General features: G+C 71.7%; 11 protein-coding genes. 7 read left to right on the top strand and 4 right to left on the bottom strand.

The window, feature by feature from the left end; all coding sequences use genetic code 11:
* Nucleotides 1-75 precede the first annotated feature (75 nt).
* Genes VE326_00960 through VE326_00935 form a run of 6 tightly spaced genes read left to right on the top strand, consistent with a single transcriptional unit; the run spans nt 76 to nt 14,115 of the window.
* Nucleotides 76-7,920: a DNRLRE domain-containing protein gene (locus VE326_00960; protein ID HYJ31764.1), complete on the top strand. Its 7,845-nt coding sequence runs from the start codon at nt 76-78 to the stop codon at nt 7,918-7,920.
* The gene (locus VE326_00955) at nt 7,917-9,920 is read left to right on the top strand and encodes a hypothetical protein (protein ID HYJ31763.1); all 2,004 of its coding nucleotides are present in this window, start codon (nt 7,917-7,919) and stop codon (nt 9,918-9,920) included. The genes VE326_00960 and VE326_00955 overlap by 4 nt, the downstream gene beginning before the upstream one ends.
* On the top strand, nt 9,917-11,968 hold the full coding sequence (locus tag VE326_00950) for a SpoIIE family protein phosphatase (GenBank protein ID HYJ31762.1): 2,052 nt from the start codon (nt 9,917-9,919) through the stop codon (nt 11,966-11,968). The genes VE326_00955 and VE326_00950 overlap by 4 nt, the downstream gene beginning before the upstream one ends.
* Nucleotides 11,958-12,305 carry an anti-sigma factor antagonist gene (locus VE326_00945; GenBank protein HYJ31761.1) on the top strand — a complete coding sequence of 116 codons (348 nt, stop codon included), beginning with the start codon at nt 11,958-11,960 and terminating at the stop codon, nt 12,303-12,305. The genes VE326_00950 and VE326_00945 overlap by 11 nt, the downstream gene beginning before the upstream one ends.
* 55 nt (nt 12,306-12,360) lie before the next feature.
* Nucleotides 12,361-13,683, top strand: coding sequence for an ATP-binding protein (locus VE326_00940; GenBank protein ID HYJ31760.1), 1,323 nt, complete (start codon nt 12,361-12,363; stop codon nt 13,681-13,683).
* Between the two features lie 9 nt (nt 13,684-13,692).
* Nucleotides 13,693-14,115, top strand: coding sequence for a secondary thiamine-phosphate synthase enzyme YjbQ (locus VE326_00935; protein ID HYJ31759.1), 423 nt, complete (start codon nt 13,693-13,695; stop codon nt 14,113-14,115).
* Between the two features lie 31 nt (nt 14,116-14,146).
* On the opposite strand, the gene VE326_00930 is transcribed toward VE326_00935, so the two are convergent.
* From VE326_00930 to VE326_00915, 4 genes are read right to left on the bottom strand one after another with little or no spacing between them, the layout of a single operon-like run.
* Nucleotides 14,147-14,827 (bottom strand): class II aldolase/adducin family protein, encoded by a 681-nt coding sequence (locus VE326_00930; protein ID HYJ31758.1) that lies wholly within the window; start codon nt 14,825-14,827, stop codon nt 14,147-14,149.
* 34 nt (nt 14,828-14,861) lie between these two features.
* Entirely contained in the window at nt 14,862-16,574 is a 1,713-nt protein-coding gene (locus VE326_00925) for an NAD(P)H-hydrate dehydratase (GenBank protein HYJ31757.1), read from the bottom strand.
* Complete coding sequence (gene acpS / locus VE326_00920; protein HYJ31756.1) at nt 16,574-16,933, bottom strand: holo-ACP synthase; 360 nt, start codon at nt 16,931-16,933, stop codon at nt 16,574-16,576. The genes VE326_00925 and acpS overlap by 1 nt, the downstream gene beginning before the upstream one ends.
* Before the next feature lie 7 nt (nt 16,934-16,940).
* Nucleotides 16,941-17,627: an HAD-IA family hydrolase gene (locus VE326_00915; GenBank protein ID HYJ31755.1), complete on the bottom strand. Its 687-nt coding sequence runs from the start codon at nt 17,625-17,627 to the stop codon at nt 16,941-16,943.
* Between the two features lie 479 nt (nt 17,628-18,106).
* Here VE326_00915 and VE326_00910 point away from each other — a divergent pair.
* Nucleotides 18,107-18,490 (top strand): hypothetical protein (locus tag VE326_00910; protein HYJ31754.1); only part of this gene is annotated, 384 nt, incomplete at its 3' end.

Below are 18,490 nucleotides of genomic sequence, written 5' to 3'. Positions count from 1 at the left end.
CTGCCACGGACGGCGGCCTGCGCTGTCCGGGGTCTTTGCTGCGCCCTGATCGCGATAGGGGCCCTGGCCGCCGCCTTGCCGGCCCGGGGCGCCACGACCACGATCACCGTCCAGTCGCGGACGATCACCGCCGACACCTACCTGAAGCAGGAAAACACCACCGAGAACCGCGGCTCCGATCCGGACATGCGGGTCAAGCGGAGCACGGGAGGCAAGACCAAGAACGCCGTCGTCTCGATCCCCCTCCCCGACCTGACCGGAAAGACCGTCCTCCAGGCCTGGCTCAGCCTCTATCAGTCGGCGGCCAATGCCGGGTCGATGTCGGTCACCAGCCACGCGCTGACGCAATCCTGGACCGAAACCGGCGCCAGCTGGACCAACCGGTTTTCGGGCAGCCCCTGGACGACGGCGGGCGGGACCCGCCTTTCCACGTGGACCTCCCGGCGCACGATCTCCGACCAGACCAACCTCTCCCGCACGAGCTGGCAGGTGGGGCCCATCGTGAACGCGTGGAACCTGGGCACGCTCGCGAACAACGGGTTTCTCCTCACCGCCGAGACCGGCCAGGATCTGGAGATGCAGTTCCGGACCAGCGAGTTCGCGACCGACACGACGAAGACGCCGCAGCTCATCCTCCAGTACACGGACGAGCCGCCCGCCATCCGGAGCGGAACGGCCGAGATTCAGCCCTACCGGGTGGTGAAGGGGATCGCGAACGTCCCCTGGACCGTCTGGCTCGACGTCGATGCCAAAGGGACCACCCCGAGCGGTTCCGCGACCGGGTTCGACCTGATCACCATCGATCACCAGGGCTCGCTTCGCGGCCGGAGCCTGGACAGCCTCTTCGTGGGCGGCGCGCCGGTCCCGCTGGATCAGGTGACCTGGTACGACAACGGCTCGTCGATCACGGTGCGCCTTCCTCGCGTCGCGATCGTGGGAACGGTCCAGGCGGTGTTCCACGTCGACGTGCTCGCGACCCAGAAGAGCGAGATCCCGGTTTACGTGGACGACACCACCACCCCGGGCTGCTTCCAGCAGGTCCTCTGGCCGGGCAACGCGGACGGAAAGGCGGGGAACGGCGATACCTGGCTTCTCGATCCCAGCCTCTCCGTCATTTCCGTTGCGCTCGAGCCGGACACCCTCAACACGGTCGTCGGCCAGTGCAGCCCGTTCACCTTGATCGCCACCGACGGGGCGGGGAACCGTTACCCGGTGCAGGCCGACAGCTTCGACCTTTACGACGCCACCCGGGGCGTGTACGACCCGTCGATCGGCACCGTGGACGACACGGGGCTCTTCTGCGCGAAGAAGGCAGGGAGCAACTTCTATCTGATCGCGTGGTACGCGAACGCCACGAGCGGACCCGGCTACGCCTATGCGCTCCTCGACATCCAGCCCGCCCTGCTCCCCACGATCACGTCGGTGACGCTGCGGAACCGTGCGGGCGTCTCCACCAACACCCTCGTGCCCCAGGACACGATGTTCGCTGACGTGGTGTTGAGCGACGGCAACGGCTTCAAGGACATCACCGGAGCCGACCTGGTGCTCTCCTTCAACGGCCATGCGAGTGACGTGAACGCCCCGGCCTACCGGGCGGCGTACCGCTGGCGCCGGGGGGTCGCCATGCCGTTCACGACGGTCGATCCCGCCGTCTCCAGCTGGAGCGTCCTCCCCTCTCTCTGCTCCGTGGATACGGTGACGAACAGCACGAGCTCCCAAACGATCCGGTTCGCGTTCCGCCCCGGCCTGATCGCGAGGGCCTCCTCGACCGGCGAGTGGACGGCGCGCGTGAACACGATCAGCAAGACGCCCGTGGACTCGACGGCCTCACGTTCCAAGACGGGCGTGAACGCCGCGGTCCTGCTGACCGTGGCCTGGGACGACTCGGCGGGCTCGTTCAACGCGGGCTCGCCGGGGGCGTCGCTGCTTCCGCTGCGCGATCCGCCCGACGGAAAGGTCGACCTTCACGTTCTGGCCAACGCCGCGTACGACCTGCAGGCGGCGGTCCGGAACCTGGTCGGGACGGTTTCGCCGACGGATACCCTGCGCGCGGGGCCGCCCGCTCAGCCCGTCTCGTGGGCGTTCAATTCCAGCCGCACCGCGGGCGGCCGCCTGGACACCGCCTATGTGGCCCTGGCGACCGCGCGCGCCGCGGCGACTTCCGAGACGCCGACGGCCGAGAACCTCTATCTCTGGATCGATCTCCCCTCTTCCCTGCCAGCGCAGGACTATCGCGGTGCGGTGAAGGTGCGCCTCGCGGCCTCGGGTGTCCGGTCCACCGAGCCGACGATTCCCTTGACCGCGACGATCACGACGTCGGGACAGGCCGCTCAGTCGGTCGTCGCGGAGGTGATCCCCGACACCGTGGCGGTCGGTGTCGGCGCCCAGGGCTTCACGGCGTACGCCCTGCCGACCTTCTCCCTCTTCGATACCGGGATCGACCGCATCCGGGTCAGCATCCCGGACGGCTATGGCGTGCCGGCGATCACGAGCGTGAAGGTAGGCGGCAGCGCGGTGGCTTACACCGACGCGAGCCAGACGGGCATCATGGAAGCGCGGCTCGCGAGCCATGTGGCCTACTCCCTCTTCTCGCGTCTGATCGAGATCGGGTTCCAGGTGGCCACGCCCGTGGATGTCGACTCGACCGGGTCCAATTTCGTCGTGCAGTACGACGACGCGTCCACGGCGCGTCCGCCCGAAGTGGCGGCGGAGGGAAACGCGAACGGCGTCGCCGACCGGAACGACTGGCGCGTGGTCGTGGTGCCGGGACCGGTCGCCTCGGTCCGGGTGACGCCCGACTCCGCCTCGCTGTTCGTGGGCGAGGCCAGCACGTTCGCGGCCGCGGCCTTCGACGCCTACGGCCATCCGGTTTCGCGCTCCTTCGCGTGGTCCACGCAGGGAGGCGTGGGGTCGGTGGACGCTTCCGGACGCTTCACCGCCGGCGCGGTCGGCTCGGGACTCGTGATCGCGACCACGGGGGCGCTCTCCGCCACCGCTCCGATCACCGTCCGCCCGACGCGCGGCATCCGGATCGCGGGGCTGAGCGCTCCCTCGGCGCTCTACCAGGGACAGGACTCGGTCGCCGTCCGTCTCACCCTCACGAACCTCGGCGCCGATTCGATCCGCCTCGACCCGCCCGCACTGCGGTTCACGCGTCTCATCCCGGGGGACGCGGACGGTGACTTCACCGTGAGCCTCCCCGGCGGCAGCCCCGCCGGTATCGGGCCCCGCGGAACCGTGGTCCTGACGGCACTGGCCCACGTCCTCGCCTCCGCGACCACCGGAACGGTCGCCCTCGACGCCGCGGTGTCGGCGACCGAGGTCGTTTCGGATATCCCGGTGCGGGACGACGCCGCGGACGCCCCGGTGGCGGCGCTGATCTCCACCGGGGGCATCTCCGTGACCGCGTCGCAGGTTCCGGCGACGGTATTGCCGGGCGCGCGCAACGTCCTGCTCGCGAACGTCACCGTGACGAACCACTATCCCGACACCCGTTCCGTCCGCTCGATCCGCCTCACCAACCGCTCGGCGGGCGCCGGCGATGCGGATCAGCTGGACGAGGAGCTCGGCGACGCCGCGCTCTACAAGGACGACGGCGACGGCGCCCTGGAGAGCGGCGCCGACACCCTTCTCGTCACCACCTCGGCCCTCAGCGGCTCGGTGACGTTCGCGCCGCTCTCCCTGGCCCTCGCGCCGGGGAGCACGACGCGGCTTCTCGTCACCAGCTCCGTTCCGCTCGACGCGCGCGACGGCGACACGCTGGACGTCTCGCTCGACGATTCCACCTCCGTGGCGTTCCTGCGCGTGCCCTTCTACCGGACGGGCTGGCCGCTCCGCCCGGCGGGAGTCTTCGTGGTGGACGGGATGGCGGCGGATCAGATCCGGCTCCTTCCCGGCCCCACGGGGAACCTTCTCGCGGGATCGTCCAACAACCCGGCGCTCGAGTTCATCGTGCCGCCGAACGGGTATCGGGCCGACCTGCTCCAGAAGCTCGCCGTCGTGAACTTCGGCACGGCCGAGACAGCCACCGACATCACCCGGCTGCGGGCGTGGGCGGACGACGGCGACAGCACGTTCGACGCCACGCGCGACAGGCTCCTCGGCGATCTGGTGAACACCGGCGACCGCTGGCAGCGCACGGGGCTCGCCGAGACGATCCCGCTCGGGGGACTGCGCCTGTTCGTCACGGTCGACCTCGCGGATCTCGCGCGCCAGGGCCGCACCGTCCAGCTCGGAATCCCCTCGGGGCTGGACGCCGGCATCGGCGTGCAGAGCGGCAACAGTGGGCCGCGCGACCGGGTCGTACGCAGCCTCGCGGAGCGCGCGGTCAGCACCGTGGACCGCGTGACGGTGACCGCGGCCGACGTGGAATCGACGTCGGTGCACCCGGGTGACCGCCGCGTTCTCCTCCACCACTTCGTTCTCACGAACAGCTACGCCGACCCGCGGACCCTGACGAGCGTCGCGTTCACGAACGCCACGATCGGACCGGGAGGGGTGGCCGAGCGCGACGGGGAGATCGAGTCGGCCACGCTGCGGCTGGACGGCGACGGCGACGGACAGGTGGGCGACCCCGCCGTGGATCCGCCGCTCGGCACCTCATTCTTCACGGGAGGACGCGCGGTGTTCGGCGGCCTCTCGACCGCCATCCCGCCGGGGCGCGCCGTGCACCTCTTCCTGGTCGCCGACGTCGCCCGAAGCGGCGCCAGGGACGGCGACCTGCTCTCGGCCAAGGTGGCCGGCCCGCTGGATCTCGGCTTCAAGGAAGCGACCACCATCACGGCCGCCTGGCCGATCGACTCGCGCGCCCGCGCGACCGTGGACGGGCTGACGGCGGCACAGCTCACGAACATCGGCGCGCCCGGGGTCACCGTGGGCCCGGGGGACGGGCCGACGCTCGCGATGAACGTGGTCGTGCCCTGGAACGGGTACGAGACGGACACGCTGCGGAACCTGGCCGTCGTGAACCTGGGTTCGGCGGCGCCCGGCTCCGACATCGCCGAGCTGAGGCTGTGGGGAGACGGCGGCGACGGAGTCTTCTCGGCGGGCGGCGGCGACGACGCCGACCTGGGGCTCATGGTTCCCGATTCCAGCGCGCAGATCTGGCGGAGTCCCTTCCTGAGCGAGCCGGTCGGAGGAGCCGGTCGGCGTCTCTTCGTTTCGCTCCGGACCGGCGCCGGCGCGCGGGATTCCGTCACGGTCCGCCTGGGAATCCCGTTCGGCGGGGTCCAGATGGACACCGGGAACGACGGGCCGCTCGACATGCCGGTCGACAACGAGCAGCCGATTCTCGTGAGCACGTCGCCGCTCCTGGCCACGATCGAAACCGCCAGCGCCGCGAGCACCGTGGGGCAGCCGATCACGGTGCGGATGATCGTGCGCAACGTCGGGGCGGAAACCGTGACGGGGGTGCTGCCGGGCCCGCTCCAGACCACCGGGACGGCGCCGACCGTCCTGGACGCGGGGCCGGGCTCGGCGGCCGATCTGGCCCCGGCCGCCGTGGACACCTTCCTCTGGACCTACCACTCGACGGGCGCGGGCTCGGTCCAGTTCGCGGGCGGCGCCCAGGGAACCGGCCTCGAGACCGGGCTCACCCGGCGCGCGGTGGAGACCGCGTCCAACGTGCATCGCGTCTACCTCGCGGCGGCGGACCTCGCGCTGTTCCCCGTCCAGTCGATGCCCTTCAACGTCACGCGCGGCCAGACCGGCGTCGTGCCCTTCAGCCTCACCCTCACGAACGGCGGCGGCGCGGGCGCCTCGGACATCCGGATCCGCTCGTTCCGACTGCACCTGCAGGATGAGAGCGGCGCGGGCGTCGTGCCGGCGGCGCTTCTCGCGCACGTGAGCGTGAACGAGGGGACGAACGTGTACCTGAGCCGGTCGTCCCTCGAGACCTCGGGCTCCGAGATGAATCTCACGCTGGCGTCCCCGCTTCGCGTCACGGCCCAGGAGCCGGTGACGATCAGCGTGCGCGTGGACGTCTCCGATTCGACGACCGTGCCCGCGTTCCGCGTGGTGGTCGCCGACAGCACCGAGATCCTGGCGGAAGACGCGACCAGCGGAGCGCCGGTCACGGTGCGGCGCGAGGGAGGCGCCTTCCCGGTCGCCTCGGGGCTCGCCCGCATCGTCGCCGACGCCGTCGGGCTCGAGGTCGCGGCGCTCGGCGGCCCGGCCGCGCGGGTCGCCGTGGGGAGCGCCGACGTTCCGCTCGGGACGTTCCGCCTCGACAACGCCGGCGTGCCCGGGATCACGTCGGACGTGCAGGTGACCCAGGTCGGCGTGACGGTCGCCGACACGGCCGGCGTGCCCGTCCCGCAGGCGGCGTCATTCCTGAGGCGCGTCGTGCTGCGCGCCGGCTTCCAGACCTTCGCGACGCAGGCGGTGCCGGTCGGCTCGGGTCCCCACGTGACCCTGGTGCTCAGCCCTCCGCTCGCCGTCCCTGCGGGGACTCCGGTCGACCTCCTGGCGTCCGGCGACGTGGCCGACACCGCGCGCGTGGGGGCCTTCCGGCTGGTCCTCCAGCCGCCGGCGGCCTTCGCGGCTCAGGACGCCAACTCGCGCGATTCGGTCGCGGTCACCTACGCCGGCGGCACGGCGTGGGGCACGCCCGTTCGGGTCGAGGCGCCGGCCCGGGACGTCCTCGCCGGCGGCTCCTCGCTCTTCCCGGCGGCCGCCGTCGCCGGAGAGCGCGATCTTCCGGCGCTTCGCCTCGTGCTTCGGCATCCGGGCCTCCCGGGGACGGGACCGATCCGGCTGGACACCCTGCTCGTGCAGGTCCGGGACGAGACGCGCGGCGCGCGGGTCCCCGACCTCTTCCTCGATCGCGTCCGGCTCCTTCGCGACGGCGTGGAGGTCGCGAACGTGACGAGCCTGCCCGTCACGTCCGTTCCGATCCCGGTGCCGGTCGCCGGCGCTTGGCTCGAGCCGGGCGACAGCGCCTCCTTCACGCTGGTGGCCGACCTGAGCCCCTCGGCGCCGGCCTCCTTTCTCGAGCTCGCGATCGGCGGCTCGGGAATCGTGGCGGACGACGCCAACTCGGGACAACCGGTGCGCGCGGTGCCGGAGCCGGGAGTCGATTTCCCGCTGGTGTCGGGGCTCACGCACATCGCTTCGCCGGCGCGCGACCTGTTCGCCGGGCTCCTCGACCGCATGCCGGCGGCGCTCGCGGCGGACGGCCGGGAGGTCGTCACGGGCGTTCTCACCCTCCGAAACGGCGCATCGGCCGGCTCGGGATCGATTCGCGTCGATCGCCTCCGCCTGCGCGCCGCCGATCCGAAGTTCCGCGCGATCCCCCTCGGCGCGGCCGCGCGATCGGTCCTGGCCTACGTGAACGGGGCGCTCTGGGCGCAAAGCGACTCCCTCGCCGCGGACTCGACCGAGGCCACCCTCGCCGCCGCGTCGCCGCTCGACATCGACGCCGGCCGGAACGTCTCGATCGAGATCCGGGTCGTGCCGCAGCCGGCTCCCACGGCCGCTTCCTTCCGGATCGGCATCGATGCGACGGGAATCGGCGTCGTCCAGCCGGGCAGCGCGCTCCTGACCGTGCAGGTCTCGCCCGAAGCGGGCGCCGCGTTCCCCTTCTGGACCGAGTCGGGCTCCTTCACGCCCGCGAGCCTGGCCGCCAGCTGGGGCAACTTCCCGAATCCGTTCGCGGCCGGCCGCGAAGCCACCTCGTTCGTCTACTACCTGGCCGCGCCCGCCGACGTCACCCTTCGCATCTGGACGCCGTCCGGAGAGGGAGTCGCTACGCTGCTCGATCGCGCGCCGCGCGGGTCCGGTCTGCACCAGGCCGACGGGTGGGACGGGCGGAACGGGCGCGGCGACGTGGTCCGGAACGGCGTCTACGTGGCCGAGCTGATCGTGAAGTACGCCGACGGGTCGACCGACCGCGCCCGGCGCAAAGTGGCGGTGCTGCGATGACCCGGCGCGGGATGGTCGTGCTGATCTCCGGCGCGCTCCTGGCGGTGCCTGCCGGGCACGCCCGCGCCGACGGAAACGACGCGGGGACGCGCTCCCCCTTCAGCGCGCCGGCCGGAAGCCGCGGCACGGCGCTCGGGGGAGCCTTCGTCGCGGTGCCCGGCGACGCCGCGATCGCGACGTGGAATCCGGGCGGGCTCGGCTGGGTGCCCCGGGGCGAAGCCTCGGTCAGCACCGTTTCCTACGACCTGGGCTTCCGGGAGGACTGGGTCGCCTTCGCGCTGCCCAGCTGGCGTCTCGGGACGGCCAGCGTCTCGTTCCGGCGCTTCGGGACGGATGGGATCGACGGACGCGACGAGCGGAACGTGTCCACCGGGAACGATCTGTCGAGCTCCGAGAGCGAGGTCTCGGTGGCCTACGGACGCACGTTCGGAGCGGTGGTCGGAGTGGGTGGCGCGGTCAAGATGCAGCGGCAGTCGCTCGCGGGGCGCAGCGGCAGCGGGCTGGGAGCGGATCTCGGAGTCACGGTCTACCCCTTGCTCGCGCTGCGCGTGCCCTCGCGGTGGGCGTCCCAGATCACCTGGGGACTGGGTCTTCGGAACCTGGTGCAGCCCTCGATCCGGCTGGACCAGGAATCGGTGCGCGACCCCGGCACCCGGCGGATGGGCTTCGCGTACCGCACCCCGTTCGGCCTCGCCACGCTGGACCTCGAGACCGGAGGCGGAGCGCGGGCGAAGGTCCACGCAGGCGCCGAGTACGCGCCGCGGCCCTACCTGTCCGTGCGCGCCGGAATGAACGGGGACGCCCTCACCGCCGGGGCGGGATTCCGCGTGCGTGGGATCGCGCTGGACTACGCTTTCGAGGACCGGCCCTACGAATCGATCCACCGGCTGGGGCTGGCGTACGCCTTCGGCCCCACGACGGCCGAGCGCCGCGACGCGGCGCTGCGCGCCGAAGACGAGAAGCTCCAGGCGCGGCTGGCCGAGACGTTCCAGAGGGCGCAGGGAGAGAAGATCCAAGCGCTGCTGGCGCGAGCGGAGGAGTCGCGCGCGGCGGCGGCCTACCCGGACGCGCTCGAGGCGCTCGCCACCATCCATACCCTCGATCCCGACAACGCCGAGGCGGGCGATCTGGAGATCCGCTGCCTTCGCGAGCACGGAGCGAAGCTGGAGCGCGAGGGGAACCTGGCGGAGGCCGCGGTCGCCTACGGACGCATCCTCGAAAAGCGCCCGCAGGATCCCGACGCGCGCGTCGCCCAGGGGCGCTGCCGGGCCGAGAGCGACCGCCGCGCCGCCCGCTCCGCGGAGATCCGGAAGGCCTTCGCCGACGCGATGGACGCCTTCGCGTCGGACCACCTCGCCGCCGCGCGGAGCGGCTTCGCGGCGATCCTCGAGGAAACGCCCAACGACGAGGACGCGCGCGCGATGCTGCGCCGGACGCAGGCCGCCCTGTCGCGCCGCGCGCAGGCCCTGGTCCGCGAGGCGCGGCGCAGCCTGGCCGACCGTCGCCTGGACGCCGCGGCGTCGCAGCTCCAGGAAGCCCGCGACCTGGATCCCGACGCCGATGGGCTCGCCTCCGCCGACGCGGCGCTGGAGCGCGCGCGCCAGGTCGCCGCCGCCCGGACACCCGACCCGCCGCGCCCGACTCCGGCCCGCACGGCGCCGGCGCCCGCCCCCGAGTCCCGCCTCAGCCAGGGCGACCTCCGCGACCTGTACCGGCGCGGCCTCGCGGCCCTGGCGCAGAAGCGCTCCGCGGACGCCCTCCGCTATTTCGAGCTCGTCTGGTCCGCCGACCCGAGCTACCAGCGCGTCGGGGACTACCTGAAGCGGGAGTACCTGATCCAGGGCCTGGACGCCTACGCCGCCGGCCGGCTCGACGATGCGATCGCGCACTGGGAGCGGGCGCTGGCCGTCGATCCGAACGACCCGCGCGCCAAGGGATACCTGACCCGCGCCCAGCAGCAGCTCGAACGCTCGCGCGAGATGGCGGGAGACGCGCCGTGAGGGGGCGCGGCGAGCGGGTCCTCGGCATCCGCTGGATCGTCACGCTGGTGGCCGTCGGGCTGACCGCGGCCGTCGTGCTCAGCGTGGGCGCCGTCGCGGAGCGGAACGCGCGCCGGGCGCTCACGTCGGAGCTGACGAGCCGCTTGCTCCTGGAGGCGCGGAACCTGGCGCTCACGAGCTCCGGAGTCCTGCTCAGCGATTTCCCGGAGCTCACGCTGCATCCGCTGCTCAAGGAGAAGCTCGCGAAGCAGCCGGAGCTGTCCTACGCCGTGGTGGTGGACTATGCGGGGATCATCCAGGGGCACGCCGATCCCCACCGGCTGGGCACGCGCTTCGCGGAGCCCTCGGGCCTGCGCCCCGTCCTGGACGGACCGCCGCGTGCAGCCGGCGAGACGCTGCGCCGGAGCGATCGCGAGCTGGTCGCGTCGGTGCCGATCCTGCACCCCTCGGGCAAGCGGCTGGGGCACGTCGTCGTCGCGATGCGCACGAGCTACGTGGATGCCGTGATCGAGCGGGCGCGACGGCAGCAATCGCTGATCCTGGCGATCTCGCTCCTGGTCGGTCTCACCGCCTCCTTCCTGATTCTTTCGCACGTGCTCCGTCCGGTGTCGGTCCTGCGGGACGGTATCCGACGGATTGCCGGCGGCGACCTCGACACCCCGGTTTCGATCCGGGACGGGACCGAGCTGGGGCTCCTGGCCCGCGCCATCAACGACATGGCCGCCGAGCTGAAGCGCGCCCAGGCGGAGATGGTGGAGCGGGAGCGGCTGGCCCGCGAGATGGAGCTGGCGCGCGAGATCCAAGGCTCGATCCTGCCCTCGGACCGCATCGTCGAGGGGGCCTTTGTCATCGAGGGTTCCCAGCGGGCGGCCGCCGAGGTGGGAGGCGACTACTACGACTATTTCCCGCTTCCCGACGGCCGCATCGGCCTCGCCGTGGCGGACGTTTCGGGCAAGGGGCTCGCCGGTTGCCTGATCATGTCGATGCTCTGTGCCCTCCTCCGCGCCGACCGCGGGGTGGCGGGTTCTCCCGCGGCACTCCTCGCGGCGCTCGACGAGCGTCTCGGTGCCACGCTGCGACGGGGAAGCTTCGTCACGATGTTCTACGGAATCCTCGACCCGCGCACGGGCGGGCTGACGTACGCCTCGGCGGGCCACAATCCCACGTTGGTGTACCGCCGCTCGACCGGCACCGTCGAGAGTCTGAGGACCCGTGGAATCCCGCTCGGCGCGATCCGGGGCGGCGCCATTCGCGCGACCCTGGAGGATCAGACCCTCGTCCTCGAGCCCGGGGACACCCTCCTGCAGTTCACCGACGGGGTGAGCGAGGCCTTCGACGTCGAGGGGGGCGAGCAGTTCGGGCACGATCGGATGATGACCGCGCTGCGCGAGACGGCTTCCGGCGGCCCGCGCGGGGTGATCGACGGCCTCTTCGAGCGACTCACCCGCTGGTCGGGCGACGGGTCGCGTCTGGACGACGAGACGATCGTGGTGCTCCATCACGACCCCGAGCACGCGGCGCTCGCGCAATACGAGGAAGCCCGGGGCCGCGGGACGAGCCTGGTGCTGGATGGCCGCTCCGATCCTCTCGAGCCGATCCGCGATTGGATCCGTTCGAATCCGGCCCTCGACGCCCTCCCCGCGCCGGAGCGCGACCTGCTCACGAGCACGCTGTACGAGGTGTGCGCGAACGTGGCCGAGCACGGCTATGGCCACGATGCCCGTCGCGAGTACGAGATCTGGTGGCTGCCGCCCAAGGGGAATGGGGCGCGCGGGGCGATGGAGCGGCCGGCTCCGGAGACGGCCGCGCGACACCTGCGGGACGGCTGGTTCCTGATCCGGGATCAGGGAACGCCGTTCAGCGCGAACCACTGGAAGTCCCAGGACTTCAACGATCCGCGCGTGCGGCGGCGCGGGCGCGGTCTGGGTCTCGAGATCATCCATCGGACGATGCGCCGCGTCGTCTACACCCCATCCACGGCCGCGGGCAACATCACCTGGATGTGCTTCGGCGCCAGGGCAGCGGAGGAGGCGACCCATGCCGGATAGCTTTGGGATCCAGGAGGAGACGCGCGGGCGCGCGGTGCTGCTGCGGGTGCGCGGCCGTCTCGACGCGCGGAGCGCGACCCACCTGCTCGAAGTGGGATCGCGGGTCCGCGCGCGAAACCTGAACCTCGTGCTGGACCTCTCCGGGATCACCTTCATGGCCTCGAGCGGGCTGGGATCGCTCCTCAGCCTGGCCGAGGAGTTCCGTCAGGGCGACACCCGGGTGCGGATCGCCTCGCCGTCGGCGGCCGTGACCTCGGTCATCCATCTGCTCAACCTCGAGCCCTTCCTTCCGATCGACGGCTCCGAAGAAGAAGCGCTTCATGCCCTCGACTCCTGACCCCTTCGTTCCGCGTCCGACCGAGACCTCGTTGCCGGAAGCGCCGGAGCCCCCGGTGACGGCAGCGCCGGGGCGCCCGGTGACGGCTCCGCCGGAGCCCGACGCGACGGGCCACGCCCTGCGCCTGGTCGCGCGCCGGGAGCACGAGCTGCTCGCGCTCTCGGAGCTCAGCCAGGAGCTGACGATCTCGCTCGACCTCTATGGGGTCGCCGACCTGGTCCTCTTCAATCTCATGGGGCAGCTCGGAACCGCGCGTGCCGCGCTCTGGCTGATCTCCGAGCACGGGCGCTCGGCGCCGGTGCTGCTCCGCAGTCACGGCATGGACCGGCGGACCGCCGCCGCACTGGGCAGCGTCTGCGGAGGCTGGCTGCTCGAGCGCTTCACGCGGGAGCCGCGTATCGTGCCGGCCGGGGAGATGACGGACGAGCCGGCGCGCGCCGCCGCACTCCTGGCGCGACGCGAGTCGATCGAGCTTTTTGCGCCCATCCTCACGCGGGGCGAGGTCCTCGGATTTCTGGCGATCGGGCCTCGCCTCGGCGCGGGGAGCTACGGTCCCGTGGAGCTGCAGGGGCTGCAGACCTCGCTCGGCATGGTCGGCGTCGCGCTCCACAACACCAAGCTCTACAACCGGCTCCTGGAGAACAACCGGCAGCTTCGCCTCGCCAACGAAAATCTGATGGAGCTGGACCGCCTGAAATCGGAGTTCCTGAGCAACGTGAATCATGAGCTGCGCACCCCGTTGACCGTCGTGATCGCCTCGCTGCAGATCGTGATCGAGACCGAGAAGCCGGCCCCCGAGTCCGCCGAGTTCCTGAACGCGGCGCTCGGCGAGGCGCAGAATCTCAAGGGCGCGCTGGAGAAGCTGCTCGATTTCTCCGAGCTGCGGCGGAACGGGATCGAGCTGCATCTGGAGTCCGCGGACGTCATCGAACCGCTGCGGCGCTACTACGAGGAGCGGCTGCCCGGCGTCACGCAGGGCCTTCGGGAGCTCGCCTTCCTCGCCGAGCCCGACCTGCCGCCGGTCCGCTTCGACCGCCAGCGCCTGCTCCAGATCGTCGACGCGCTGGTGGACAACGCCGTCAAGTTCACGCCGGAGGGCTCCCGCATCGGGATCGAGGTGAGCCGCGCGGAGCGTGGCGGCCGGAGCTGGGCGCGGATCACCGTCAAGGACGACGGCCCCGGCATCGCTCCCGACCACATGAGCACGCTGTTCGAGTCGTTCAGCCAGGTGGACGGGTCCGCGACGCGACGCGTCGGCGGCATGGGCCTGGGGCTTGCCATGGCGAAGCAGCTGGCCGAGCGGATGGACGGGACGCTGACGGCCGCGAGCCGGGCGGGCGCGGGCTCGGCCTTCAGCCTGGATCTGCCTCTGGCGTAGAATGCCGCCATGCGGCATTTCCGAAAGACCCTCACCTTCGAGATCCCGGCCCGCATGGAGTTCGTGAACATCACCCCCGAGGTGGAGGCCGCGCTTCAGGAGAGCGGGATCGCCGAGGGACTCTGCCTGGTGAACGCGATGCACATCACGGCGAGCGTGTTCATCAACGACGACGAGTCCGGGCTGCACGCCGACTACAAGAAGTGGCTCGAGGACCTGGCCCCCTTCGACGCGAGCCCCGCGCGCTACCGACACAACCGCACCGGCGAGGACAACGCCGACGCCCATCTGAAGCGCCAGGTGATGGGGCGGGAGGTGGTCGTGGCGGTGACGAAGGGGAAGCTCGACTTCGGGCCGTGGGAGCAGATCTTCTACGGCGAGTTCGACGGGCGGCGGGCCAAGCGGGTGCTGATCAAGATCATCGGGGAGTAGCGCGGCGGGTCGCGGACGGGGCCGCGCCGGCTCAGCGCCGCTCGGCCAGGAGCATCGCCGCCGCGAGATGCTCCGCGATCTCCATCCGCGAGACCGCCTCCTCCACGTTCGACCCCACCGAGATCGCCCCGTGGTTCTGCAGCACCAGCACCGCCGGCGCGAGGACCCCCGGCGGATCGAGCGCGAGCCCGACCGCCTCGGCCAGGTCGTCGCTTCCCGAGGCGTGGTAGCGCACGAATCCGACCTGCCCCAGGATGGCGCGCGCCTCGTCGATGCGCGAGAAGTCGGGAGCGTGCCCGCGCAGCGCGAACGCGGTGAGGGCCACCGGATGCGCGTGCACGATCGCCTCGACGTCGCGCCGCACCGCATAGGCGACGAGATGGACGCGGTGCTCGGTCGAGGCGACGCCGCGGGCTACGGAATCGCGCGGCTCCATCAGCGTGAGCTCCACGAAGTCGCGCGGGGTGAGGTCCCCCTTGCGCTTTCCGCGCCGCGTGATCAGCACGCGATCCACGGACATCCTCGCGCTCAGGTTGCCTTCGCTGGCGGCGATCATCCCGCGGCGGTCGAGAATCCGCCCGGCCCGCACCAGGTCGTGGGCCAGCGCGATCCGCACCGCGCGGTTCCGTGAGGCCGCGGAGCGCTCGGCGCTCGGTCCGGCGCCGCGCCGGCGGCCGTCGGGATCGTCGCGCCCGGGACCCTTGGGGTTCATGGCGCCGCCTCGCTAGCGGGCCGGAAGCCTGCGGTCATCGCGCCTCCGACTCCTCGATCGCGCCGACTTCCAGCGCGACCAGCGCCGCCGGGATCGCCTCGACGATGTCGGTGGCGATCATCCCGCGCATGCCCTTCCGCCGGGCCGCCACGTCGCCGGCGAGCCCGTGGACGAAGCATCCCACCGCGGCCGCTTCGGACGGATCCATCCCCTGTGCCAAGAGCCCCGAGATGACGCCGGAGAGGGCGTCCCCCGCCCCCGCCGTGGCCATGCCGGGGTTGCCGCTCGCGTTCAGGATCAAAGGCTCGGCCGGAGCCGCCGTCAGCATCGGCGTGGACTTGAGGCACACGATGGCGTTGCTCTGCGCCGAGAAGCGGCGCGCCCATCCCATGGGATCGCGCGCCACCTCGGCGATGAGCCGCCCGGTGAGCCGGGCCGCCTCGCCGTAGTGGGGCGAAACCAGGAGCGGTGCGTGCAGGCGGCGGAGCGGTCGCCCCTCGAAAGCGTTCAGGCCGTCGGCGTCGAGCAGGATCGGGCACTCGACCCGTTCCACCAGGGCCCGCACCAGCTCGGCGGTCTCCGGATCGCGCGAGGCGCCAGGTCCGATCAGCATCACGTCGGCGTGGAGCGCCTCGTTCAGGATGGGGTCGAGCGCGTCGAGCGCGAGCGCGCGGGCCGGCGTCTCCGGCATCCCGCGCTTCACGACCGCCGGGACCCGCGACTCCAGCACATCGACGCAGGAGCGCGGCACGGCCGCGACGGCGTACCCGGCGCCGGCGCGAAGCACCGATTCGGAGGCCATCGCCACCGCGCCCATCATCCCGCCGCTCCCGCCGATGAGGAGCACGCGCCCCATGGAGCCCTTGTGCGCGTCGGCCGGGCGGCGCGGCAGGAGCGACCGCGCCCAGCCCGCGTCGGCCATGAGGAGCGAGGCGGGCTGCTCGGCGACGAGGTCGGGCGGGATCCCGATGTCCACGGTCTCGACCCGGCCCGCGTGGCTTCGTCCCGGCTCCAGCATGAGCCCCGTCTTCACGACGGCCAGCGTGACCGTGAGCGCCGCCCGGATCGAGGGCTCCTCGGCGTAGCCGGTGGAGCCGTCCACCCCCGAGGGGAGGTCGATCGAGGCGACCGGCCGCCCCGAGCCGTCGGCCATCTCGATCGCCGCCCCGATCGCTCCCCGCGGCGCGCCGGTCGACCCGGTGCCGAGCAGGGCGTCCACGAGGAAGGCCGTGTTGCGGGCGGCGAGCGCCACCTCGCTTCCGGGCCCCCATCCCCGGGGATCGGGAAGGAAGGTGATCGGGATGCGCGCCCGCGCGCAGGCGTCGGCGTTGGTCCGCGCGTCGGGCGAGAGGGAGCCCTCTTCGGCCGCGACCGCGGCGCGCACGGTGAAGCCGAGCCCCTTGAGATACCGGGCCGCGACGAAGCCGTCGCCGCCGTTGTTGCCGCGCCCGCAGAGAATCAGGACATTCCCGCCCGCCGGAGCCCGGCGCGCCGCGGGCTTCCGCGCTCCGGCTTTGCCGCGTGCCGGAGCGCCGGCGGGCCGCGACGCCCCTGCCGCGCCCGGGGCGGTCCCGTAGAGCGCTGCGCCGTCGCTCCGCCACCACGACGCGATCCGTTTCGCCGCCTCGCGGCCCGCGCGCTCCATCAACGCGAGCGAGGGTACCCCGCGGCCCTGGATCGTGGCGCGGTCGAGGGCCGCCATCTGCTCGGCCGTGACCGCGCGCGACTCGAGCGGCGGAAGGCGCATCAGTCCTCCACCAGGACCACGGCGACGGCATAGGTCGGGATGTGCGAGAGGGAGACGTCGACGCGGCGGGACCCGGCGAGGGCGAGCGCGGTTCCGGCCAGGGCCAGCGCGGGGCGCGGCGATTCGCTCCGGACCACCTCCACCTCCTGCCAGACCGACGCCTTCCCCACCTTGAGCGCCTTGGCGAAGGCTTCCTTCGCGGCAAAGCGCACGGCGAACGACTCGGCCTCGCGCGCCTTCCCGCGGCAGTAGGCGATCTCGGCCGGGGTGAAGACCTTTTCCAGGAACAGCGGGCCCCACCGTCCGATCGCCCGGCGGATCCGCTCCACCTCCACGATGTCCACCCCGACGCTCACCATGCGGCGGCTAGTCGGCTCCGTTCAGGCGGTCCACGATCTCCACCAGCTCGTGGATGTCGTTCAGGTCGTAGTCGGCCCCCGACTCGCGGGTGTCGAAGGTGTCCCCATAGCGGGCGAAGGCCGTTCGGATCCCCGCCTTCTTGGCCCCGACCACGTCGCGCTCGGGCCAGTCCCCGATCATGATCGCCTCGTCGGGTCCGATGCCGAGGATCTCGAGCGCGCGCTGGAACGGCTTGGGCGAGGGCTTCCGCTCGCCGGTGTCCTCGAACGCGACCACCGGCTCGAAGACGTGCTGGAGCTGGAGATGGGCCAGGCGCAGCCAGGCCTGGAAGCGCGGCGCGTCGGAGACGACGGCGAGGCGGAGCCCGCGGCGGGCCAGCTCCATCAGGGTCAGGTTCACGTGCGGGTAGAGGACCAGGTAGGAGTCGCGGGCGCGGCGGTAGGCGACGATGGCGCTGGTGAGGATCTTGTAGTCGATCCGGTCCAGCTCTTCCTTGAGGAAGAGATCGAAGACCTGCTGGTACTCGATCCCCTCGCGGTCGTAGACGTTGTAGATCTTCTCGGAGATCTCGGCGTGGGTCAGCTTGAGCCCGGCGTCGATCATCCCGTCCACGGCCGCGTCGATCGCCGCGCGCTTCATCTTCATGAAGTCGGTCAGGGTGTTGTCCAGATCGAAGATGATGGCCTGGATCATAGCCCTCGACCGTCGCGAAACCGGGAAGCGGCGCGTTTACTTGGTGGATGGACCTACGGTTCGGCCGAGGCTGATCTCACCGTTGTCGATGCGGACGTTGAAGCCGCAGGTGGGATTGGTGCAGACCCAAGCCTTGTAGGTGATCGGGGCGCCATCCCGTCCGTAGTCCGAAAGTGGGATCAGGACTCCGGTCGAACACTTGCGGCACTCGGGAAAGTTGACTTCCATCTCCCGCATTCCTCCCCTCCCCACGTTGTAACACGACGGCATTGGCGGGGGCCAAGTCGCCGACCGCCCACGATCCTCCGGCCGGGCCCTGGGGCTGTCAAGTACAAATCCCATTGTTTCAAGGGAATGGGGAGCCGCTATGATGCCCTTTCCCCGAACGGAACGAGGGAGGCTGGGTGAATTCGAGCGAAACGCCCCGAAGTGCCCTGGACGTCAAGGCGCAACTGACGCTATTGCAGTCACTTCTGACGATGCCACGGGAGACCCTCCCGGGATTGACGGCGCGCGAGGCGGGACGCTACCTGCGCGCCGCCGCGGACCGTCTCGGCCTGGAATACATTGAATCGGCGGGAGTTGCTCCCGTGTTCCTGCTCCTTTCTCGGGGCGGCATCCCGCCCGCTGTGACCCTCTTCCAGACGTGGCATGCGGAGTCGGCCGGGGTGGAGCCGGCAGCCGTCGAGGGGGCCGAGCGGTTGGCGCTCGGAGCCGCCGTGGCTGGCGCGGAAGTCGTGGCCGGGATCCAAGCCGCGGCCGGAACGCAGGCAGGTTCGGGGACGCGAATCGCGTTCGTCGTGGCTCCCTCGGCCAGCTCGGGTTCCCGGGGGCTGGCCGAAGCGCTTCGCGCCAATCGGGAT

Source organism: Candidatus Binatia bacterium (assembly GCA_035631035.1).
GTDB lineage: Bacteria > Eisenbacteria > RBG-16-71-46 > SZUA-252 > SZUA-252 > DASQJL01.
The sequence above is the reverse complement of the archived record's forward strand: the minus strand, read 5'-3'. Positions and strand labels throughout refer to the sequence as shown.

What these genes read in the sequence shown, in the direction of transcription:
- VE326_00915 (HYJ31755.1), bottom strand. Translation starts at nt 17,627, where the DNA reads ATGATCCAGGCCATCATCTTCGATCTGGACAACACCCTGACCGACTTC.
- VE326_00945 (HYJ31761.1), top strand. Translation starts at nt 11,958, where the DNA reads ATGCCGGATAGCTTTGGGATCCAGGAGGAGACGCGCGGGCGCGCGGTG.
- acpS (HYJ31756.1), bottom strand. Translation starts at nt 16,933, where the DNA reads ATGGTGAGCGTCGGGGTGGACATCGTGGAGGTGGAGCGGATCCGCCGG.
- VE326_00955 (HYJ31763.1), top strand. Translation starts at nt 7,917, where the DNA reads ATGACCCGGCGCGGGATGGTCGTGCTGATCTCCGGCGCGCTCCTGGCG.
- VE326_00935 (HYJ31759.1), top strand. Translation starts at nt 13,693, where the DNA reads ATGCGGCATTTCCGAAAGACCCTCACCTTCGAGATCCCGGCCCGCATG.
- VE326_00930 (HYJ31758.1), bottom strand. Translation starts at nt 14,827, where the DNA reads ATGAACCCCAAGGGTCCCGGGCGCGACGATCCCGACGGCCGCCGGCGC.
- VE326_00925 (HYJ31757.1), bottom strand. Translation starts at nt 16,574, where the DNA reads ATGCGCCTTCCGCCGCTCGAGTCGCGCGCGGTCACGGCCGAGCAGATG.